The sequence below is a fragment of the Cyclobacterium xiamenense genome, from assembly GCF_042140265.1.
In the GTDB taxonomy this organism is placed as follows: Bacteria; Bacteroidota; Bacteroidia; order Cytophagales; family Cyclobacteriaceae; genus Cyclobacterium; species Cyclobacterium xiamenense_A.
Map to the genome: position 1 here is coordinate 675767 of NZ_CP159481.1, position 20917 is coordinate 696683.

The 20917-nt window shown below is 46.3% G+C and carries 24 protein-coding genes and 1 tRNA gene; 6 read left to right on the forward strand and 19 right to left on the reverse strand.

What is annotated here, in order from left to right:
* Position 1: 1 nt before the first annotated feature.
* The 11 genes from ABWH99_RS02820 to ABWH99_RS02870 all read right to left on the reverse strand — a co-directional run bounded on the left by ABWH99_RS02820 (position 2) and on the right by ABWH99_RS02870 (position 8374).
* Complete coding sequence (locus tag ABWH99_RS02820) at positions 2 to 1441, reverse strand: DndE family protein (protein WP_375586530.1); 1440 nt, start codon at positions 1439 to 1441, stop codon at positions 2 to 4.
* Entirely contained in the window at positions 1348 to 1644 is a 297-nt protein-coding gene (locus tag ABWH99_RS02825; RefSeq protein WP_375584802.1) for a DndE family protein, read from the reverse strand. Before ABWH99_RS02825 ends, ABWH99_RS02820 begins: the two co-directional genes overlap by 94 nt.
* Positions 1565 to 2167, reverse strand: a complete 603-nt coding sequence (locus ABWH99_RS02830; RefSeq protein WP_375584803.1) for a hypothetical protein — start codon at positions 2165 to 2167, stop codon at positions 1565 to 1567. Before ABWH99_RS02830 ends, ABWH99_RS02825 begins: the two co-directional genes overlap by 80 nt.
* Complete coding sequence (locus ABWH99_RS02835; RefSeq protein WP_375584804.1) at positions 2151 to 3695, reverse strand: AAA family ATPase; 1545 nt, start codon at positions 3693 to 3695, stop codon at positions 2151 to 2153. Before ABWH99_RS02835 ends, ABWH99_RS02830 begins: the two co-directional genes overlap by 17 nt.
* Positions 3696 to 3701: 6 nt before the next feature.
* Positions 3702 to 5024 (reverse strand): DNA phosphorothioation system sulfurtransferase DndC, encoded by a 1323-nt coding sequence (dndC, locus tag ABWH99_RS02840; RefSeq protein ID WP_375584805.1) that lies wholly within the window; start codon positions 5022 to 5024, stop codon positions 3702 to 3704.
* Positions 5024 to 5446: a SufE family protein gene (locus ABWH99_RS02845; protein ID WP_375584806.1), complete on the reverse strand. Its 423-nt coding sequence runs from the start codon at positions 5444 to 5446 to the stop codon at positions 5024 to 5026. Before ABWH99_RS02845 ends, dndC begins: the two co-directional genes overlap by 1 nt.
* 54 nt (positions 5447 to 5500) lie before the next feature.
* Positions 5501 to 5716, reverse strand: coding sequence for a hypothetical protein (locus ABWH99_RS02850; protein WP_375584807.1), 216 nt, complete (start codon positions 5714 to 5716; stop codon positions 5501 to 5503).
* A gap of 376 nt (positions 5717 to 6092) precedes the next feature.
* Positions 6093 to 6167: transfer RNA gene (locus tag ABWH99_RS02855), tRNA-Pro, on the reverse strand.
* A gap of 126 nt (positions 6168 to 6293) precedes the next feature.
* Positions 6294 to 6872 (reverse strand): MarC family protein, encoded by a 579-nt coding sequence (locus tag ABWH99_RS02860; protein WP_375584808.1) that lies wholly within the window; start codon positions 6870 to 6872, stop codon positions 6294 to 6296.
* A gap of 12 nt (positions 6873 to 6884) precedes the next feature.
* Positions 6885 to 7940 (reverse strand): aminotransferase class V-fold PLP-dependent enzyme, encoded by a 1056-nt coding sequence (locus tag ABWH99_RS02865; protein ID WP_375586531.1) that lies wholly within the window; start codon positions 7938 to 7940, stop codon positions 6885 to 6887.
* Positions 7940 to 8374 (reverse strand): type II 3-dehydroquinate dehydratase, encoded by a 435-nt coding sequence (locus ABWH99_RS02870; protein WP_375584809.1) that lies wholly within the window; start codon positions 8372 to 8374, stop codon positions 7940 to 7942. The genes ABWH99_RS02865 and ABWH99_RS02870 overlap by 1 nt, the downstream gene beginning before the upstream one ends.
* A gap of 249 nt (positions 8375 to 8623) precedes the next feature.
* On the opposite strand from ABWH99_RS02870, the gene ABWH99_RS02875 reads away from it, so the two are divergent.
* The 3 genes from ABWH99_RS02875 to ABWH99_RS02885 all read left to right on the forward strand — a co-directional run bounded on the left by ABWH99_RS02875 (position 8624) and on the right by ABWH99_RS02885 (position 10680).
* Complete coding sequence (locus ABWH99_RS02875; protein ID WP_375584810.1) at positions 8624 to 9529, forward strand: site-specific tyrosine recombinase; 906 nt, start codon at positions 8624 to 8626, stop codon at positions 9527 to 9529.
* 140 nt (positions 9530 to 9669) lie between these two features.
* On the forward strand, positions 9670 to 10113 hold the full coding sequence (locus ABWH99_RS02880) for a Clp protease ClpB (RefSeq protein WP_375584811.1): 444 nt from the start codon (positions 9670 to 9672) through the stop codon (positions 10111 to 10113).
* A gap of 102 nt (positions 10114 to 10215) precedes the next feature.
* Positions 10216 to 10680, forward strand: a complete 465-nt coding sequence (locus tag ABWH99_RS02885; protein ID WP_375584812.1) for a MaoC family dehydratase — start codon at positions 10216 to 10218, stop codon at positions 10678 to 10680.
* Between the two features lie 89 nt (positions 10681 to 10769).
* Here the strand turns inward: ABWH99_RS02885 and ABWH99_RS02890 are convergent, their stop codons facing one another.
* From ABWH99_RS02890 to ABWH99_RS02905, 4 genes are all read right to left on the reverse strand, one after another.
* Positions 10770 to 13205, reverse strand: a complete 2436-nt coding sequence (locus ABWH99_RS02890) for an outer membrane beta-barrel protein (RefSeq protein ID WP_375584813.1) — start codon at positions 13203 to 13205, stop codon at positions 10770 to 10772.
* Positions 13206 to 13425: 220 nt separating this feature from the next.
* A complete protein-coding gene (locus ABWH99_RS02895; RefSeq protein ID WP_375584814.1) occupies positions 13426 to 14031 on the reverse strand; it encodes a superoxide dismutase in 606 nt (201 codons plus the stop codon).
* Between the two features lie 114 nt (positions 14032 to 14145).
* Positions 14146 to 14589, reverse strand: a complete 444-nt coding sequence (locus tag ABWH99_RS02900; protein WP_375584815.1) for a nucleoside deaminase — start codon at positions 14587 to 14589, stop codon at positions 14146 to 14148.
* An 8-nt stretch (positions 14590 to 14597) separates the two neighbouring features.
* On the reverse strand, positions 14598 to 15728 hold the full coding sequence (locus ABWH99_RS02905; RefSeq protein WP_375584816.1) for a hypothetical protein: 1131 nt from the start codon (positions 15726 to 15728) through the stop codon (positions 14598 to 14600).
* 311 nt (positions 15729 to 16039) lie between these two features.
* On the opposite strand from ABWH99_RS02905, the gene ABWH99_RS02910 reads away from it, so the two are divergent.
* Entirely contained in the window at positions 16040 to 17155 is a 1116-nt protein-coding gene (locus ABWH99_RS02910; RefSeq protein WP_375584817.1) for a Na/Pi symporter, read from the forward strand.
* A gap of 34 nt (positions 17156 to 17189) precedes the next feature.
* Here the strand turns inward: ABWH99_RS02910 and deoC are convergent, their stop codons facing one another.
* On the reverse strand, positions 17190 to 17855 hold the full coding sequence (gene deoC, locus ABWH99_RS02915) for a deoxyribose-phosphate aldolase (protein ID WP_375584818.1): 666 nt from the start codon (positions 17853 to 17855) through the stop codon (positions 17190 to 17192).
* 31 nt (positions 17856 to 17886) lie between these two features.
* On the opposite strand from deoC, the gene ABWH99_RS02920 reads away from it, so the two are divergent.
* Positions 17887 to 18474: a methyltransferase family protein gene (locus ABWH99_RS02920; protein ID WP_375584819.1), complete on the forward strand. Its 588-nt coding sequence runs from the start codon at positions 17887 to 17889 to the stop codon at positions 18472 to 18474.
* Complete coding sequence (locus tag ABWH99_RS02925; RefSeq protein WP_375584820.1) at positions 18471 to 18659, forward strand: hypothetical protein; 189 nt, start codon at positions 18471 to 18473, stop codon at positions 18657 to 18659. The genes ABWH99_RS02920 and ABWH99_RS02925 overlap by 4 nt, the downstream gene beginning before the upstream one ends.
* A 68-nt stretch (positions 18660 to 18727) precedes the next feature.
* Here the strand turns inward: ABWH99_RS02925 and ABWH99_RS02930 are convergent, their stop codons facing one another.
* Genes ABWH99_RS02930 through ABWH99_RS02940 form a run of 3 tightly spaced genes read right to left on the reverse strand, consistent with a single transcriptional unit; the run spans position 18728 to position 20914 of the window.
* Positions 18728 to 20041 carry a DUF5690 family protein gene (locus ABWH99_RS02930; RefSeq protein ID WP_375584821.1) on the reverse strand — a complete coding sequence of 438 codons (1314 nt, stop codon included), beginning with the start codon at positions 20039 to 20041 and terminating at the stop codon, positions 18728 to 18730.
* On the reverse strand, positions 20038 to 20757 hold the full coding sequence (locus tag ABWH99_RS02935) for an HAD-IA family hydrolase (protein ID WP_375584822.1): 720 nt from the start codon (positions 20755 to 20757) through the stop codon (positions 20038 to 20040). Before ABWH99_RS02935 ends, ABWH99_RS02930 begins: the two co-directional genes overlap by 4 nt.
* Positions 20758 to 20773: 16 nt before the next feature.
* Positions 20774 to 20914 carry a hypothetical protein gene (locus ABWH99_RS02940; RefSeq protein WP_375584823.1) on the reverse strand — a complete coding sequence of 47 codons (141 nt, stop codon included), beginning with the start codon at positions 20912 to 20914 and terminating at the stop codon, positions 20774 to 20776.
* Positions 20915 to 20917: the final 3 nt, after the last annotated feature.

A 20917-nucleotide genomic window follows, 5' to 3' on the forward strand; every position in this document is an offset into this window, starting at 1 on the left:
CCTAACTATCCTTAAACTGTTTCAACTCAAACAATCTTCCTACATCAAATTCTTTGATATTGGAAATGGCTTGTCCTTTTTCAATTTTTTCCATGCTTCGGGCGACCTTACGGCCTTCTGCATCCCCTAAGCCGAGGAATTTATTGATCATCTTGATATTTCCCTTGTTCTTGATGTCAAGCAAAAATGCGATTTCGCACATGCTCGAAAAATCAAAACTTGGTTGGTTGAATTCCTCAATTCCCTGTGAAAGCAGTACCACCGAAACACCTTTCGACCGTATCTCTCGCAGTATTTTTTCAAGAAGGTCTTGCGACTTCTTTTCCTTAAAAATCACATGTGCTTCGTCAATCAGCAAGACATAGCGCATACCCTTGGAATCATTTTCTACCGGGGTATTTTCCATGTTCATAAAGGTGTTGTAGATGTAATTGATGATGAGGAAAATGGAAGTAAAGCGCACAGAATTTGGCAAGTCTCCCGAAAGGGATAGATAGTAATTCTGGTTCAGGAAACTACCTTTAGGTTTCTTATCAAAGACCTCTAATTCGCTCAAACCTTCCATCACCTCGGTCAACGTATCTCGTTTATCACCATAAAGTTCTAAGAGCTTATCATTCACATCTTTAACAGTAGGGTACTCACCACTTTTCTTCTCTAAGAATGCCTCTTTTGTAGCGTCTTTCAGGCTTTGTTCTTGCTTCTTGCCAATGTTGGCATACTTTGCAATGATATCGACAAACTTGTTGATCCCCATCAACTTATTCTTATCGTTAACATTGTCGATGAACGTCAGCGGGTTTAAAGGGAAAGGAGTTTGCGGTGCATCGATAAACTTGGCCTTGGTACGTTTGAAAAAGGGCTCATAGAAAACCAAGTCATCATCTTTCAACCCTTTAAAGTCGAGATAGATAAAGTTAACTTGACCATTTGAAGCTTGAGTAAACTGGAACAATAGTTCCAGGGCAAATTGGGTTTTACCGGTTCCGGAATTTCCGGCAACTGCCACATGGCAATTATTGTAGTTCTCTGTGTTGTTCAGGTTCAGGAAAATCGGTGAGCCATCTTCCTTAATCTCTTTTCCAATTTCAATTTTTAGCGGAGAAGCAAAGTACCCCTTTTGAATTTTCTGGCTCAGGTTCTTTACCGCGTCTAGGCTTACTTCAACATCTTCCAGGCTAGCGATACCGTTTTCTAAATGGTCGGTAAGAAAATCGAAGATGGTGTATTTAGGGTTGCTTTCAAAAAGCTGATTAATCGCTTCTAAACCGTGATCAATGTGTAGTTTGATGTATCTTGGGATATTGTCATTCGTTTTATGCACTTCGTAGTGCTGGCAAATGAGGGCTACAAAGTAGTCCTTGTACTTGGCATCAAAAAGAATATGCTCTTTGTATTCTTTCCCCCTGAATCGTACAGCTTGAATTCGCCACTTGTAAATTTACGTCCTGTTTGTAAAGAGTACCCTAAAGCAATACGGGCAATCACATTCTCTGTAGCTCCACCCAAAATTTTCCTCGAAAGCTTCTGGACAACCTCTTTATTGGCTTTAGATGTATGTATATTAATTTGATGCCACATAGAGCTCATCATATTTTTGGATAAGTAAATCTGGTTCAACTTCAAGGAAGGTTGAACTATCATTGCTCAGATTGTCAATAAGGAAACTTCGGCTTACACGCTTTTTCAAAAGTTCATACTCACCTTGAGTCAGCTCTTTATGTATCAAAGGAAATAACACCACCTGATTTGAAACTGAGGGATAAAAATGCTGGATAATGTTCTTCGCATGCTCCTGGTCAAATTTCTGCATGGGGCTGTCGATGAATACGGGAAATTCAATATTCGACTCATCGACCAAGGCACTTAATAGAGCGGAGGAATACATTTGGCGCTCACCCATCGATAATGAGCCTTTATCTACCTTTTGCTCTTTGTTACCTACTTTAGTGAAGAGTGTGATTTCTACATCCTCTCCAGAAACACTAATGTTAACCTCAACCCGATAAATAAAATCTTTCTTATGCATCAGCGTATTCAACCCTTTCTTAATCTTTTCTTCGAGTGATTTCTTTTTGGCCTCCTTGAACTGTGAAATAAACTTTTTGAGATCTCTGATTTCTTCTTCTATGATCTCATTTTTGGCCTTGTTATCGTCTGAGAACATCCAATTTCTTCCGCAACTCTTCTTGCCGTTGCCTGTGTGTTTTTAAGTCGGCTTTCAGTGAACCGAGTGACTGATTTAGCCTGTCAATATCCCCTTCAGTCTCACTGATCAGATTATCCAACACCTCTTTCCTTTTTCGTTGGCTCGCAATGTAAGTATCAGCAGCATTTTTCTCTGCATCCCGTAATTTTCTTCTTATGCCTTCTATCTCTGATTTTGTTGCCGCGTACTGCTGATTGATTTTCTTAAAATCTCCTTTAAATGAATGTTGAAGGTTTTGAATGATTCCATTCAACTCATTGGTTTGAACTTCAGAAAAGTCATGTAGAGGCTCAAAGTCAGCCGGTAAGTCAGCTATATCGGCAAAAAAGTGTTTTTTAATTAACTCTCTTATCCGATCTTCATAAAAGCGCCTAATCTTGGTGTCAACAACAATGTTAGATTTATTTTTAACCTTTTCTAGATCATTTAAAAACTGATTCGCCTTATTCTCAACATCCGCTTCTTTGTATTCATTTTGCGCACGTATGCGTTCGTCCGCTACCTGTTTTGAAATTTCAATCATAGTCTCGCCAGCTAGGCCAAATGGGATTAGGTCAAACAATTGTTTCAACTCATTTTGTAAGTCTCCAATCCTTTTATCGAGCGCCTCTTCTTGGTCTTTGAGTTCATTGACTTGGTCAACTGACATGTAGTTTCCTTCACGAATTAATGTTCGTTGAATTTGATCTGATTCGTGCTTATACTCTGCTTTTAGATGGGCCTTTTTGTCAATTTCCAGGTTGACTTCCTCAATGTCGATCTCTACTTGTTCTATCTCAGCTTCAACTTTTATAAATGCTTTCCTCTCTGCTGGTTGTGCTGCTTTTTTGCGGTAATCATCTTGTATGTTTATCAATTGCTCTTTCAGTTCTTCATATTTATGAATACCCAGTACCTGGGAATATGCGGTGCCTAACGCTTTACGTTGCTCAGAAGAGTTTACTTCGGCGAGCGAAACTATTTTCTCGGCATCAAAAAAGAAGAATTTGGCAATTTCTAGGGGTAAAATAAACTCGCGAATGAAAACTTCTCCACCATCCTGATTGTTCACTGACAAATCTTGAATGATCTGATTTGGATGGCCATCTATGAGTATTTCAAGTTCATCTTTTGTACCTGTCTTAATATCAAAAGAGCGATTAATACTTACCTCATTGCAGGTGATGTCCGGAATTTTAACGTCAGTAAAAGTAACCGAAACAGAAAATTTGGTTTCTCCCCCGGCTTCCGCCAATCGGTTCAGACTGTTACCTATGTATTTACCGTAATTTCCTTTGTCCTCTATTTCCTTTTTGTAAAGCTCATCTACCTTTTCCATTTGGCGGCCATATAAGCACCATACCAGTGACATCAAAAAAGTGGTTTTCCCAAAGCCGTTCTTCCCGCTAATAACAATAATGTTACGGTTTTCTGTTGGTAAGAGCTCCACCCGGTTTCGGCCCTTATAGATTCTAAAGTTGTTCAGTTCAATTTCCTTAATGAACATAAAGCCCTATTCTTTTTTAATGTACTCCTCAATACGCCTTTCTAGGTCCTCTTTTAACCCCCTCTTCCGAGTCAAGAGTGCTTTGTTTTTAAGAAGCGATAAGTGGTCTTGTATTAATTCGAACCTTTTGTCCTTTTGACATACTTTTTTGAGGAGTTCCTCTTCCTTCCGGAAATTTTCATCGTGATTTTTCATATCCAATTCTTTGCGATACACAGCATTGTAAATTGTCGAAACCTTCTGGTCGAATATAAAATCTCGGTACCAAATCACCTGGATAGCCACCAATTCCTGATTAGTAATTAATTCGAGCTCCGGGAAAGTTTGCTGTATTTCTAATTGAGTTTCTAGAAGCCGTTTGAGGAGGCTGGCCCTGTATTCTGGCTCATAAGTTCCTTTTCCCTTTTCTACTTTTTGGCCATTTCGCCTTTCATCCATCCGGTTTTTGACCATGTTGCGTTCTTCAACTATGGCGTTTCGGTATTTTAGCAATGGCGCCAGCCATGTCATTCCATTATCTATCAAGGCCGACATTGATTTATCCTCTTTTACCACGGTGCAAACCCAACAACCAAAGCGGCTTTGACCACATGATGAATGATTTTTATTCGTCACCATTGTCGGGCATTCGTAATCATCAGCACTGGCATCGGCATAAATCTGGAACAATTCGTCGTTATCCGAACCCCAGGGGGAGGGCATAGCCTTGATCACATACCATACTTCTTCAAGCATCATGTGCTTGATAGGAGCATATACAAACGTGTTTTGGTGATTCGGGTGTTTGGTGAGCCGTTTTCCACGCACGGCATGTTTCTTTATGGACCTGGCCCGGCTTACACTTTCATCGCTTCTGGTTCCGATCAGTATAATGGCCTCTCCGGTAATGTCTAACTGTTCTAAAATGAACCGCGAAGTAGGCTTCACCTTCAATCGCTCGGTACACCATCGGAATGAATTGTTTGGAGCAGGGTAGCCACGCCCGATCAAGTTGACCCAAAAGGAATCTTCAAGTCTTGGTGTCGTTTTTTTGACATAGATTGGCATATCTTGGTCACGTGCGGCCTCTTCTATTTTACTCAATACCTTATTTACATAATTTGTTATGATTGGATTCTCAACCATCGTATCATTGCAAACCACATAAATGTCTCTTCTAACAATTCCTGAAAATTCTTTTATTTTTTCGATTGCCTTCCAAACCAATTGCAGCAATACGGTCGAATCCTTTCCTCCGCTAAAACCAATAATCCAAGGTCTGTTCGTATCATCAGCGTATAAATACTGATCGATAATTTCATCTATGATATAGTCAATTTTTCTTGACATTAATGCTTGATTAAATATTTAGCAGCCAGTGATTTAAACTTCAAAATCATCGACTCAATCCCTTTAACTCTTGCTGGCGATAAGTACAGCGCCAGTCCTGTTTCTTTGTGAAAATTTATATCCGCGGTTACAACCTCTTCAGGCGCATGGCCCGAAAGAACCTTTACCAGTAAAGCCGCAATTGCTTTGGGAATAGGAGCCTCCCCATCACTTCTGTACCAGACTCGATCATCTTGAAACTCGCTCAACAGCCATACGCGTGATTGGCAACCTTTAACCAAATTATGATCTGATTTTTCAATCTCGTCCAAAGGTTTTACTCCGCTGCCAAACTCTAAAAGGTATTCATATTTATCTTCCCAATCTTCAAATAATTGAAAGTTCTCTATTATTTCCGTTTGAATGGTTACAATATCATTCATAACAACTATTTCCTAATTCACTTTTTCCGTTGCTTTTATTTATTTCCCTAGTTACTAATTTTCCAGTTCAACACCAACAAAAATTTTCTTGAGTACATCACCTTTGTCAACATCTATGGCCACTGAAGTTCGATTAAGCTCTTTGGCCTTGAGCTGTATAGATTCTTTTAGTTGCAATCCTTTTGGACGCGATGTACTGATTCCGGGAGGCCTGGAAAAATCAGCTTTATTTGGAGTTTTCCTAGCTAGATATATCACTGAGGGAGTCATTTCCACGGTATTTTTAGAATTTAGGTAAGCTGAGAGAAAATGTGAAAAATATTGATGGTTCTTTGGGAATGTACCAGACTATGTTTGTTAAGATCTAGCAGCCTTAACGATCCTACTGGTTGTTAATATATCGAAAATAATTCTTTAAAACCAACATTTTTGATACGGTGTTCCTAGGTGGATTTAGTGCAGATCGTATGAAAGTAATTGGACTGATTCGGATGAAAATCCCGAAGTTCCGTGAAAAATAGTTTCGAATCGCCTTCTATTGGACACTAAAGTACTTCTGGGTTTCTGGGCTGGATTTTCTACGTTTTTTGAAAAAAAAGAGATAAAAAAAACCTGCCGGAAAAGGGCAGGTTTTTTAGGCGTTGTGTCGGGGTGGCAGGATTCGAACCTGCGACCTCCTCGTCCCAAACGAGGCGCGATAACCGGGCTACGCTACACCCCGTGCTTGTGCGACCAAAGCGATGACAAAAGTAATTCTTTTTTTGGCAATTCAAAAATGATAAAAATAAATTATCGGATAATTTAGCCGGTTAAGGCCCCGCTTTCCCGGACTTGCGGTTGGCGGGGATTATACTTCTGGAAAAACATTGCTTTTGAATATTTTGATCGCGATGGAAAGCAGAATAATGCCAAAAATCCGTCGCAATACATCCAGTCCGGTTTGCCCTAATTTTCGCTCCAGCCAATTGGTACTTTTGAGGACCAGGTAGATAATAACCAGGTTTAGGACAATGCCCACCGCAAGATTGGCCTGGGAATATTCGGATTTAAGTGTAAGGATGGTGGTCAGGGTTCCTGCACCTGCGATCAGGGGAAAGGCGATAGGTACGATGGACGTACTGGTGGCGCTCGCTGCCGGATCGGGTTTGAAAATCTCGATGCCCAGGATCATTTCTGCTCCCAGGGCAAAGATGATCAATGCCCCGGCGATCGCAAAGTCTTCCACTCCAATGCCGAATAGTTCCAGGATGGACCGGCCCAGTATCAGGAAGAGTACCATCAAAACACCGGCAGCAATGGTCGCCTTGCCGCTTTGGATGTGTCCTACTTTTTTGCGGAGATTGATGACAATGGGGATGGAGCCCAGAATATCAATTACCGAGAAGAGGATCAACGTGATCGAAAGTATTTCCCTAAAATCAAACATGTCGCCATGGTATCAATACGCTTCCAGAAAGTGGATCAATTTGTTGAATTCCCCGTCGGTAATGGCCGGGAAGTTGGCGATCCGAAAACTGGTCGGCTTTAGCGGTCCGTAACCACTGCCCATTTGCATGCCCTGTGCCTCTGCTGCTTTTTTGATGGATTGGATAAAGCCTTCTTCTCCCCCTACTCCCAGCACGGTGCGGCTTCGGTTGCCGGCTTCAGTCACCAGGTATTCCAGTGCTGAGGAATTTTCCACAAGTTGTTCCAATTGCCTCATCCTGCTTTCGGTTTTTTCCTGCAGTACGCGAATGCCTGGCATGTCCCCTAACACGCGGTTTAGCAGGTAGATGCCCAACACATTTGGGGTGTAGTGCGTTTGGTAATTATCCGCATTTTCCAACATGAAATTCAGGCTGTTGTAGCGGCCGTATTCTCCTTTCTGCTTCGACTTTTCGATGGCTTTCGGAGATAGAATCAGGATGCCCAGGCCCGCAGGCAGCCCGAAGCATTTTTGTACGGAGGCAAACCACACGTCTGCCAGCCCAAAGTCCAGGTAGATCCCCCCCATGGAGGAGGTGGTATCCACGGTCAGCATCTTGTCTGGAAATTTCTTTCCAATGGCGGCCAGCGTGGCGTTTGACACCTGTGTGGCGTTTGATGTTTCGTTTTGGGTGATGGCGAGCACGTCAAATTCAGGGCCTACTGCCAGGTCTTCTACAGCAAAAGGCTCGTTTTTATCCAGGACCAATGACCCCGTTTTCGGAAGAATGTGGCGGGCAAAACCAAACCATTTTTTCCCAAAAGACCCGGTAAAAACATGAAAAGAAGCACTTTCTACCAGGGACTGGGTGATGATCTCCCAGTTTTCCGTTGCGCTGGAGGTAAACAATAGCCGGTAGTCGGCCGGAATTTCTAGTTTTTCCTTCATACGTTTTTCCGTATCCCGGTACAAATCCATGAAAACAGCACTGCGGTGGTTGGCACTAAGGATCCCATCCCGGTACGCATCCTGGAAATAGTCGGGTAGCTTATCGTATACTTTGGAAGGCCCCGGAGCAAATGTTAACATCATTGGTTGGAATTTTCTTTGGCTATAAAGTACTGTATTCCCAGGTCGTACCCCAATAGGCCCAGCCCGGCGATCATGCCCAGGCATTGGCTGGACAGAAAACTTTTGTGTCGAAACGTTTCCCGTTTGTAAATGTTTGAAATGTGAATTTCCAGTGCAGGGCTGGTTATGGCAGCCAGGGCATCCCCGATGGCAACGGAGGTGTGGGTATAGGCACCGGCATTGATCAAGATACCGTCCACCTCAAACCCCACCTCATGCAGGTAGTTCACCAGTTCCCCTTCCCCGTTGCTCTGAAAATAGGAAAGGTCCAGTTCCGGGTACTTCCGAACCAGGGTCTCAAAATATTCTTCAAACGAGCGGCTACCGTAAATTTCCGGTTCCCGTTTTCCCAACAAGTTTAGATTGGGTCCGTTTATGATCGCTATTTTCACGTTTTCTGGCGTTTATGAATGGTACTGAGAGAAGCGACAAAGGTAAACAATCGCCGGTAATTCGGGGATTTATTCCATCAGATTTTGGTGGTTAATGCGGAATACCAGGGAAAACAGTGTTTGTCCGGGTAGATCGCGGGCAAACCGGGCAGGAAGCAAGGGACTTACTCCTGGGATTTTTCGGTATGTAGGTTGACTGTTCTTAGGAGCTGCTTTTCAAATTCGACCGGAACCCCGTACCTTTGCCTGATGAGTTGGGAAAAGGAGATCAGCGGTTTTGGCTATTACCTTAAAATTGAGCGCTCCCTGAGCGAAAACTCCCTGCTGGCCTATCGTCAGGACGTAGAAAAATTAGCGGCGTTTATGACCTGCAATTTTCCTGAGCGAACGCCGCTGACCACGGAATTGCACCATTTGAGGCTATTTGTCAACTCCCTGGCCGACAGCTCAATTTCCGAGTTTTCCCAAGCCCGTATCGTATCGGGCGTGAAGGCATTTTACAAGTACCTGCTCTACGAGGACAAGCTTAAGGATAGCCCTGCTCTGCTGCTGGAGGCCCCCAAGCTTACCCGAACGCTGCCGGATACGCTGAGTTTTCCGGAAATTGAACGGATCCTGGATGCCGTTCCCCTGGGCACTCCGGGAGGGCACCGAAACCGGGCCATGCTGGAAATGCTGTATGGCAGCGGGCTACGGGTATCCGAATTGATCCACCTGAAAAAGAGTCATTACTTTGAGGACATCGGATTTTTGCGGGTGATGGGAAAAGGTAGTAAGGAAAGGTTGGTGCCCGTGGGAAAATCAGCGGCACGCTACCTTCGGATTTATTTGGAGGAAGTGCGCAACCAGGGGCCCATTGCAAAAGGGCACGAGGAGTACTTGTTTTTGAATAACCGTGGAAAAAAACTCTCCCGTGTAATGGTCTTTCTGATAATTAAAAAGACAGCCGCAAGTGCCGGAATCACCAAAAAAGTCAGTCCACATACCTTTCGGCACAGCTTTGCCACGCACCTGGTGGAAGGCGGCGCCGACCTTCGGGCAGTGCAGGAGATGCTTGGCCACGAGAGCATCACGACCACGGAAATCTATACCCATCTGGACAGGGATTACCTGCGGCAGGTGCTGAACGAGTTTTTGCCCGGCAATGGTGCCTAAGGCTTTTCCTCGTCTCGAATCCCGGGAAGATGACCCGGATTCAGGCATGTTTTTTGAGTGGGGCTAAATTCCAGGAACTAAAAGCAGCTATGGAAAGGAATTGTGCGACAAAGAAAAAGAGGATTTAATTTTTTTGGCTGGTGGCAGGGTTGATGACCCTGACTCCCCTGGCGATGGCTCAGGAAAAATTGAACAAACTCCTGAGGGAACGGGAAACCCTCCATCAGGAATGGCAGGCATCGGAAAGCAAGACGTCGGGCCTTTTTGGCAACCGAACGAAAAAAGACATGACTGCGACCAACCGCTGGATGGATCGTATCATCCGTAAGGACAACCAGATCATGCAAGAGCTGGAAATGCTGAAGGACATAGAAACCACGGAGATCAGCTACGAGAAAGAGGATTACAAGTACCTTGCCCAAAAAGCCGAGGCCGACATTGTCAAATTGAAGCGCGCATTGTCCGAAAAGGACGAAGCCATCCGGAAGGAAAAACAGGGAAAGCGAAGTTACGAATGGACCACTTTGTTGTTTTTCTTGAGTACCCTGGTGCTGGGATTTTTGTATTACCGTAAAAAAAGCTAGCGGTTTTGGACCAGAATTAGGCATAGAAGGGTATTGTTTTGGATTTTCTTTTTAAAATCAAAGGGGTTTTGATACTTTTATTTTTTTATAACCAACCCAACGATGAGCAAACTGATCATAAATAGCTTTGAAGATTTCCAACAGTACATTGGTGAGGAATTGGGGCAGTCGGATTTTCACCGGGTGAGCCAAGAACAGATCAATCTGTTTGCAGATGCCACCCTGGATCATCAGTGGATCCATACGGACCCGGAAAAAGCCAGGGCGGAAGGCGCTTTTGGAGGCACCATTGCCCACGGATACCTGACCCTTTCCCTGGTCCCTTTTCTCTGGAACCAGATCGTGCAGGTAAATAATCTCAAAATGATGGTCAATTATGGAATTGAGAACCTCCGATTTGCCAATCCGGTGAAGGTAAACGACGAAATTCGAATGACCGCCACCCTGGCGAATATCAGCGACCTCAGGGGAACGATAAAAACCGAAATGAAGGTAAAAATTGAGATCAAGGGCGAGCGAAAGCCTGCACTGGCTGCACACCTCATTTTTCTATACCATTTTCAGTAGGCGGGCCATTGCCGGCCTCGTGTCTGATAAAACAAAAACAGCATCCACCGGATGCTGTTTTTAGCGAATTCAAAAAACCTAATCTAAACTTATTCCAGTCGGTTTCTTTCCTCGGTACTGCCGCTTCGTTGGCTCACGTTGAATTGTTCTCCCTGGGAGAACTTCCAGCGAAGGGTAAACCGGATACTTTGCATGCTATTGTACTGTCTCACGTCGGTATCGATGCGGTCGAAATCAATGTTTCCTTTAAATTTCATCGTTCGGAAAATATCGGATCCATTCAGGGTCAGGCTCAATTTATCCTCGTAAAAGGTTTTGGTGATACCGGCATCCACCCAGCTCATGCCCTGGATGACCAACTGCCCGTCCCTAAAGGGGCTCCGGTACATTCCCACCATTTCCAGCTTAAAGCCTTTGGGAAGCAGCAGGTTGTGTTGGCTTCGGACCATGAATGAAAATTGTTTTTCGTCCAGCAATTCCTCACCCAGCTGCGATTGGAACGTATTGCCGTTGAGCTGCAGCATGTTGCTGGTGCTGTACCATTCGGCAAACTCTACGGGTACCACCGCCCTCAGGCTCAGGTGTTGGATGCGGTCGAGGTTTTGCATCTGTATGCTCGTTTTCCGGGTTTCCTCGTCTTGGACCATGATTTGGCCAAAGGCATTTTCGGTTTGAGAAAAAGAGAGGGAAAACTGGTACGCGTTTTTGAGGATGTGGTTCATCTCCAGGTTGTTCGCATATTGCGGTCGGAGCTTGGGGTTCCCTTCTTCTGTAGTAAGCGGGTCAATGTAAAAGACAAAAGGATTCAATTGCCGGTAGTACGGCCGGGTAATTCTACGATTCAGGTTATACACGATTTGGTAGTCTTCGGACACCTGATGCTGCAGGTAGGCACTGGGAAAGAGGTCCAGGTATTCCTGCGTATTGATCTCCGATCGAGTCACCGAATGGCCCTCTATGGCTGCATATTCTGCCCGAAGTCCTGCCTGAAAGCGTAGTTTTTCGCTAAGTGGCATCTTGTAAGAAGCGTAGGCAGCCAGAACGTTTTCACGATAGATGAAACGATTGCTGTTGGGGTCCGGTGCAAAGGGTCCTTCTTCCTCGCTTTTCGAAATATCCAACAGATTATCCGAGCGTACCCAACTTCCCTTTAATCCGGTTTCCAGTTCCTTTTCTGCTCCAAGGGGCTTGGTGAAGTCAACTTTTGCAGTAAAAATGGTATAGTCCATTTCGTTTGCCGTACGAATTCTGTCGGAACTCCCGGCGGAGCTGTTTTCATTCTGCCAATATTGGTTACTCAATAGGCTCAGGCTGCCGGCATCCATGTGGGTATAATCAATATCTGCAGAGATTTTTGTGCCAAGGGTATCGAGTTTGCCGGTATAGTGAAGGTTTCCAAACGTCCGGGTATTGTCCGATTCGGAATCGTTCAATGCGTTCAGGTAGTTGAGATTTGCATTGTCAGGATTGGTGATTGCCGTCAGCGAGTTTCCGTCTTCGGTACCTTTTTGTCCGGAAGCCTGTACGTTGACTCCCAGCGAATGCCTGTCGTTGATCTGGTACTCCGTCCCGGCGGAGAAGAACAGATTGTTTCGGAGTAATTTTAGACGGGCCTCCTGGTCAAAGGCAGACAGGCCATTTTCCAATTGAAACCGTCTTAAAATTTCCAGATCCGTAAACCTACCCCACTGATTGTAGTTCAGGCCGACGTTGGAGGTCCACTTGTCTTTTTTCACATTCAGGGTGGCCCCTGCAGAAGGCGTGTGCAGGCCGTTGAATTGACTGCCGGCATGAAGGTTCCCATGGGTACCATTGATCGTGTTTTTCTTCAAGACGAGGTTGATCACTCCGGCAGCTCCCTCGGCATCGTATTTCGCCGGAGGGTTTTGGATCACTTCAATGCTTCGGATATTATCCGCTGGCATCGCCCGGAGAAAATTAGCCAGATCGGCTGCACTCATGTAAGTTTGCCGGTCATCAATCAGGACAATAAGGCCCGTGCGTCCGTTCAATTGGATGTTCCCGTCCGCGTCTACGAAGACGCCGGGAGAACGGCCGATGACGTCCAGAGCGGTGTTGCCCTCCGCCAATACGGTACCTTCCACGGTTACCACGGTTTTGTCGGCTTGAATTACTACGTTCGGACGGGCGGCTCTTACCGTTACCTCGTCCAATCCTGCCAGCTCAGATCCCAAACGCAGGCTGCCGAAATCTTTTTTCGTCCCCGGGTCCAGACGAAAGGCCTCGCTTCGGAAGGATTCGAGCCCAATGCTTGAGATACTGAGGGTTAGTTCCCGCAAGGCTGGAGCCGACAGAAGAAATCCGCCCCCTTCCTCAGACACGGTGCCGATTACCAATTCCCCGGTAGCTGCATCGAGCAGGACGACATTTGCATAGGGTACCGGCGCGCCGGCGTCGTCCCGGATGGTGCCTGAGACCGTAGCCGTTGGGTCCTGTGCTGCCAGGTGACTGAAGCCAAGTAGAAAAAAGAAGGCGGTAATAAAGATGTGCCTGGTGACGTTCATGATAGTTTGCATTGATTCGGTTCAGCCTATGCCATGGGAAAAAGGTGCCAAACCATATAAAAATACATAACCATCAGAAAATCAGATAGATGAATAAAGGAGGAATTTAGCTACTGTGTCAATACCGGACACCTGGCCTGTACGGTTAGCGGACAAAAAAAAATCCGTCCGGTATACACCGGACGGATTTTTCAGTCGAAAGCTGTTGCGTTTACTTTGCTTAGATTGCAGCAGCGTATTTTTTGGCCACTTCTTCCCAATTGACCACATTCCAGAAAGCTGCGATGTAGTCGGGTCTTCTGTTTTGGTAATTCAGGTAATAGGCATGTTCCCATACGTCCAGACCCAGGATAGGTGTTCCTTTTGTTTCCGCAATGTCCATCAGCGGGTTGTCCTGATTTGGGGTGGAACTTACCTGCAATTCTCCATTGGCAACACTCAACCATGCCCAACCGGAACCAAATCGGGTAGCAGCGGCATTTGAGAATTCCTCTTTGAATTTGTCAAAGGATCCGAATTTTTTATCAATGGCGGCAGCGAGATCTCCGGTGGGAGCTCCACCTCCATTAGGTGAAAGGATCGTCCAAAAAAGTGAATGGTTGTAATGGCCTCCCCCGTTATTTCGCACAGCTCCTGAAGCGGAGGATATCCCCTGCATGATTTCTTCGATACTTTTGGAGGCCAGGTCGGTTCCTGCCATGGCATCGTTTAGCTTGGTTACGTAGGCGTTGTGGTGTTTTCCATGGTGGATTTCCATGGTTTTTGCATCGATATGGGGCTCCAATGCATTTTTTTCATAAGGTAAACTAGGAAGTTCAAAAGCCATTTTTTCTGTTTTTTAGTGAAACATAAAGTTAGTTGATGGTGTAGGTTCGTGTTGAAAAACCTATTAGTACAAACCAACGAACCTTCAAAATGGTTCTTTTATTCTCTTGAATATCTAATTTCTCAGATTTTTAAAAAATGCCTGCAATAAATTCTTGGATTCATCTGCTAACAGGCCGCTGCTGACTTTCGTTTTTGGATGGAGCAGGGACTGAGGAATACGGCTGTAGCCGCGATGAGGATCTGCACTCCCGTAGTGTAGTTCGCCCAATTGGGCCCAGAAACAGGCGCCAGCACACATCAGACAAGGCTCAAGGGTGACGTAAAGTTTGCATTCGGACAGGTATTTGGCGCCCAGGGCGTTGGAAGCCGCGGTAATGGCGAGGATCTCGGCATGGGCGGTCACATCGGTAAGTTTTTCGGTTTGATTGTAGGCCCGGGCAATGATCCGGTCTCTCACCACGATAACTGCTCCCACTGGGATTTCGCCCTCTTCAAAGGCAATTTCCGCCTGTTTGAGGGCTTCGTACATCCAATATTCGTCCGAGTACCGTTCCAATTCCTATGTTAAAAAAACAGCTCCAGAATTTCTTTGCGTACACCTTCGTTGATGATTAACGCCAATACCAGAGACACGATCAGTCCGATGCCCGCCTTGACCAAGTCGTTTTTGGCCAGACGGTAGGCGCGCACCAACCGGGCTTTGCGTTTTTTTAATTTTTTAGATTTGGCCAGGGCAATGGATAGTTCCCGGCCGCCCAGTAGTCCAATAAAAACCCAGGTCGTACTCATGGGCATATTGCTGTAGGCCTTAAAATAAAACAGTATGACGGCATATACCAAATCCACAATGGTGGCTGCCCGTACGTCTGTCACCCGGGTCTTCTCGTTGACGATACCCTGAATTTTATCCCCTTTCATGTAAAAGAGGGCGCCCAGACCCAAAAACACAAAGCCCGTGTAGGCCGAAAATTCCCAAACACCCAACTGCCTTGGAAGAAATACCGCTATATTCGCTGCGTCCTGCATGATCCAGACTGCCCACAGGCAGCCGGAAGTAATCCATTGCAAGACGTACCAGTAGTTTCCGGGCTTTCCTTTCAGGTAATTGGTCACAAACTTTTCGAGAACGTACCATACCAGTATGGCCACAAAAAAGGCCAAAAAATATCCGATAAAACTTTTCTGCATCACCCCGAGCAGGGTTCCCGCTTTGTAAGTAAAAACGTTTAGCAGCAGGAAGGTCGTTGATACCGGCATTCGGAGACGGGTCATGATCAACAATACGATCGGAGCTGCTATTTGCAAAAAAACAAAGCTTTGGGGAGCTTTGTCCAGACCGTCTACTTGCAGGCGTTGGTAGCTGACGTCTCCGTTGTAGGTAAACCAGCTATAGGTCACCGTTCCCACGAAAATCAAGCCCATGAATAGCCATAGGTAGTACCATTTTCTATTCTGATTGGATGCAATGAAGGTACCAATGGTCTGAATACTATCGTTGGCGATGGCAGAATAAGCCGCCAGCGCAAAACCAAACCACATGGCCGCGTAGGTATAAGGCGTAATGATTCCGGCAATGGATATCAGAATACAAATGATTAAAAGAAAGGATTTTTCTTTTTTGGTAAAATCAAAAAGGGAATAGGCGGCTTTGGATAAAGCATCCTGGTTGATGTTTTGATCTTTTAGTTTGGCCATAAGCTGGATTTGCCGGTGGAATACGGTCGCAAATTAAACAAGATTTTCTAAGGATAATGTTACCAAATTGTTAAGTCCCCACCCAAAGGTAGAAACCAGGCCGGAATGTAGCGCAATCTCTTCCGCCCTTCTCCGGTCAAAAATAGAAAATTTTATTTCTTAGCCGAGCTTTTTTGCTTTTTAATCGTTTCTACCAGCAATGGACAGAAGATTTAACTTTTAACACAAGTTTTATCCAAAAAGTGTGTATTTCTCTTTTGTCTGTCCGTATTTTGCAAGCTGAAAGGGCCCGTTTCTAATCCCATTTTTGAATGACCACCGCTCCTGCCGGAAATACCTATAAGAAAAATCTGATTTTGGCAGTCACCGTTATTTTTGGTTTGCTGCTCTTCATGGTATCCATTGATTTTTTGACGTATTCCCTGGCCAGATTGAATAACGAGGTTGCCAATACATTATTTATGGCGACCAGCAATCCCTTTGTTGGCTTGTTTATAGGCTTGTTGACTACGGCCCTGATTCAGTCGAGTTCCACGGTTTCGGCCATGGTCGTGGTGCTGGTGGCTTCGGGTAACCTGACCCTCGCCCAGGCTGTGCCCCTGATCATGGGAGCAAATATCGGCACCACCCTCACCAGCACCCTGGTAGCTTTTGGCTATATCATGAAGAAGAAATCCTTTCGAAAAGCACTTTCGGCAGGCGTGCTTCACGATGTATTTAACATCATTACGGTAATCCTATTGCTTCCGCTTGAGGTTTATTTTGGCTTGCTGAGCAGGTTATCTGCGTGGATTACAAAGGGCTTTGTGAGCGGCAGCCCCACCTTTGAGGGAGAACCGGGGTATCAGGGTTTTTTTCTCCGGCCGTTGAGTGTGCATTTGTCTGAATGGCTGCATTGGCCCTTGCTTGCCTTGTTGGTAGGGGTGCTGCTGTTGGTGGGGAGTATCAAGATTCTTTCTTCCCTGGCCTACCGCTCCCTGATTACGCCTAATTTTAAAAAAATTCGGAAGCATATTTTTAATTTCCCCTACCGATCTTTTGCCTATGGGATGTTTTTCACTGCTGCGGTGCAGTCCAGTACGGTCACAACCTCGCTTATGGTGACTGCCGTGGCTACCGGGAAGGTGGCATTGCGAAAGGTTTTCCCCTTTATCATGGGTGCAAACCTGGGAACCACCATTACTGCCGTAATCGCCGCGCTCTACAAAACCGAGGCAGCGATCAGCGTGGCCATCGTCCACGTTCTCTTTAACCTGATCGGAACGATGCTTTTTCTTCCCTATCCGGCTGTACGGGAAATCCCGGTTCGCATGGCCCGAAGTTTTGGTAAGAAAACGGCGAGCACCCGTGTTATCGGTTTTGCGTACATACTGCTGACTTTTTTTATCATTCCCTTTTTTCTGATCTACTTCAATCAATCCGAGTGATAATCGGATGCCCGTGCGGCTGCTACCGGGTTCGTCAACCCTCCTGTTGTAAAAAGGCTTCCATGATGCCGTGGCCGTTGCTGCTGCCGATTCGGTCTGCTCCTGCCTGAATCATCTCCAGGGCCTGCTCCAGGGTTTTGATGCCTCCGCTGGCTTTGATCCCGATCTGACTGGGTAAGAGACGCCGCATCTCGCGGACGGTAACTGCGCGGGCTCCCTCGGGCGCGTATCCGGTGGAGGTTTTTACAAAATCGGCACCCGCATCCCGGCAAAGCAGGCAGGCTTGTTCCAGTTCTTCGGCATTCAGGTAGGCCGTTTCTACGATCACCTTTAGGAGTTTTTCTGCGGCGTGTATCCGATTGGCCAATTGCGCCAGCTCGATTTTTGGCCAGTTCATTCCGGATTTAAAGGCCGTCAGAGACCAGACAACATCCAATTCGTCGGCTCCGTCTTCCAGTGCTTGCTGGCACTCGGCCATCTTGGTCTGGCTCATGTTGTATCCAAAGGGAAAGCCAATGACCGTCACCACCTGAATGTCCTCGCCGGCCAGTTCCCTTGCCACTTTTTTTACCCAAAAGGGAGGAATGCAAACGGCGCGGAATCTGTAGCGAAGCGCCTGCCGGACCAGCGTTTGGATGGATTTTTCATCTATTGCGGGATGCAATAGGCTTTGCTCAATATATAGCTGTAAATTTTTCATAATCAATCATAATACAGATATTTGACGCTGTATGGACTACCTCGTATTGGCGATGGGATGGGTGCTCTTTTACGGCAGCCATACCCTCCTGGCCAGGCTCAATATAAAAAGAAAAATCAGGTCCCGCCTTAAAGGCCGGTATAAATGGTACCGTTTGGCATACAGTACGTTTTCCGGGCTTTTTTTTCTGGCCTTGTTTCTTTATGCCGGAAGTATTGCTTCGCCAAAGTTGTTTGCCCCCGGCCCGGGGAGCACTTACCTTGCGTTTATGTTTGCTACCTTTGGCACCATTATTTGTGTAAAAAGTATGCAACAGGTCTCTGTGACCCGTTTTATCGGGCTCCGGCCGCAGGACGATATTTCTACAACCGAGCCTCTGCAGACCGAAGGATGGTACCGGTACATGCGGCATCCGCTTTATGCGGGACTGATCCTGATCTTTTTTGGCTATTTTCTGTATGTACCCAATTGGGCTTCGCTGATTCATCTGCTTGCCCTGTTGGGGTACCTGCCGGTAGGCATCCATTACGAAGAGCAGAACCTGTTAGCGCTATACGGCTCCGATTATGCTGCCTACAAAAACGAAGTTCCCGCCATTATTCCCCGATTCAAAAAATGAACGAATTAATAGCTTATTCGGTGGCCCTGCTACTAGTATTGGCCCATTTGGTGATGGCCAGCCTCTTTTATCGGCAAATCAATAAAAATCCCCGCCTCTCTTTTCACGAAAAAAACGACTGGCGGCTGAAAGCCCTGGTGTTTCCGGCCTATTACTGGTTTCGTTATAAACGAGAACAGAGCTAGCTCCTTTTGAACCCGGGGCTTCCGGCGCCTTGTCGGATACCGGTTTGGTTGTCGGTTGATACGGGGGATTAGCCCGGGAGGGGCTTGGGGTCACTCAGCAGCTGGTAGGCTCGAAGTTTTCGATAAAAATATATCCCGCTTCCGGCCATTAGCAGCACACTCAAACTCATCAATAGCAGCAGTCCCTGAGAATAAAATCCAAACCAGCTCATGCTCTCGTAATTGCCAAATTGCTTAAAAATCAGGATGCCCGACGATCCGAGGTAGCCAAAGCTATCGACCAGGTACATCAGAAAACCCACATTTCCCGCATATTTAAAGGAGGCAAGCAGGCGGTCAAACAGGAGGCAATTAAAAGGAATGTAAGCCATGTAGGTACCGGTCCCGGTTGCCACCATCCAATAAAACGGCGAAAGCCAACCGTTTATCATCGCCAGCGTAGCTCCCAGCGTCAGTACCAGGCCCGAGACAATGATCAAATGGTAAATAAACAGGGCCTTGAAATTGTTTTTTACCAGGACCAGCAGGCCCATCATCAAAAGTAGAATGAGGGTGATGGGAATTTCTGTTTGGGTAAGTAATTCCGGCACTGCCGGGACGTTTAGGTCTTTCCAAATCTCCACCACAAAATTGTCGCGAATATCCCGAAAGGCGGTCAGCACCATATAAACCAGGACCAGGATGATCAGCCCGGGTCTAAACCGGAGGAAAAAAGTTCGCCGATCCTCTCCGTTCATGGATTTTCGTGCCGTTTTTAGTTGGATGTCCGCTTCGCTGGGCGCCGGCGTATGATCCAGTAAAAACACACTCATCAAGAGAACCGGAATAAAAAGGGCACCTGTAAGAAAAGGCATCCAATAGGGGTCTACCCCCCAATCGATCAGGAGGTAACGACCCACTGTCTTTACAAAACCCGAAGAAAACACAAAACTAACGGCCAGTATGCTGCCCATCATTTCTGTAAATCGCCTTCCCTCCAGGTAGTGAAACACCAGGCCCCAAATCAATCCCAAAGGAAAACCGTTGATCAGGAAACACAGAATATTCCAGGGTGCGGGTAACACGGCGAATCCCAACAAACCCAGCCAGGAAATTCCAATCAGGCGAAGGGTTAGCCGGGCCCGGTGTTCGGCCTTGAGTTCGGCGATGCGCTTGATGCCATAAAATTTACTGGCCATGTACCCAAGGGTCTGCAGGAGGATAAGCCAGACTTTCAGGTCAATCCCCCACCATTCTTCCCCGGAAAAGGTAGCGGATGCAAAAGGCTTTCGAAACGCATACATACAACTGTAGGTCAAAAATGCCATGGACCCGGCAAAAAGGCTCATTACCAGCGGGGGCGCGGAGGCCAGTTTCTTTGTAAGCGATGGAAAGCTAATCATTCGCGCACAGGCTCCCCAATTTCCTGAGCTACAAGTGGCAAAATATCGAGCAGTCGGTGAACAATGTGCGAGGGCTTGTGAGGCGCCAACTCGGCCTCTGTGTATGCGCCGGTGGTCACGGCGATGCTCATGAGGCAACCGGAGTTCAGGCCTTCGTTGATGTCCACCTCCGTATCCCCTATTTTAATGACTTCACGGGGGCTGCCGATGCCCAGTGCAGCCATCATTTTTAAAATCATGTCCGGGTGGGGGCGTCCTTTGCTGACTTCGTCGCTACACACCGTGATATCGATGAGTGGATGATTCTTCCAGCCGATTCGGTCCAGAATGACATCGGCAATCGGCCTGCTAAAACCCGTGTCCAGTCCCACTTTTATTCCCATTTGCTGCAAGGCTTCGAACACCTCCAGCGCGTCTTCCATGGGTGCGATATCGGGACTCTCCCGATAAAACCAAATCATTTCATCCACAAAGCTGTCATGAATCGCCTCCACCAATTCTTCCGCAACAAGCTCCCCTTCCGGCGTATGGGTCTTCAGCATTTCCCGGATTGCCAGTGGTTTAGGATAGCCCATCTTTTCGTTCGCCTCCTGCACGCTGACCTCAGGGTATCCATGCCTGGAAAAGGCTTTCACAAAGGCTTCGGCCACATTGCTCTGGTCCTTGATGGTAGTACCGGCCATGTCAAATACGGCTAGCTTGATGGGGTTCTTCATTTTTTTATCGTTTCTTTCAAATGCTCATGACTTGCCGGGTACCAATGGTCAGTACGACCTGTCCGAAAGCGGATTTCGGGGAATCTCGCCCAGCTGTCTCCATTTCCCGGATGATTTTTTCCCGATCCGGACAGCTCTCCGGGTATGGCATTTTCATCAG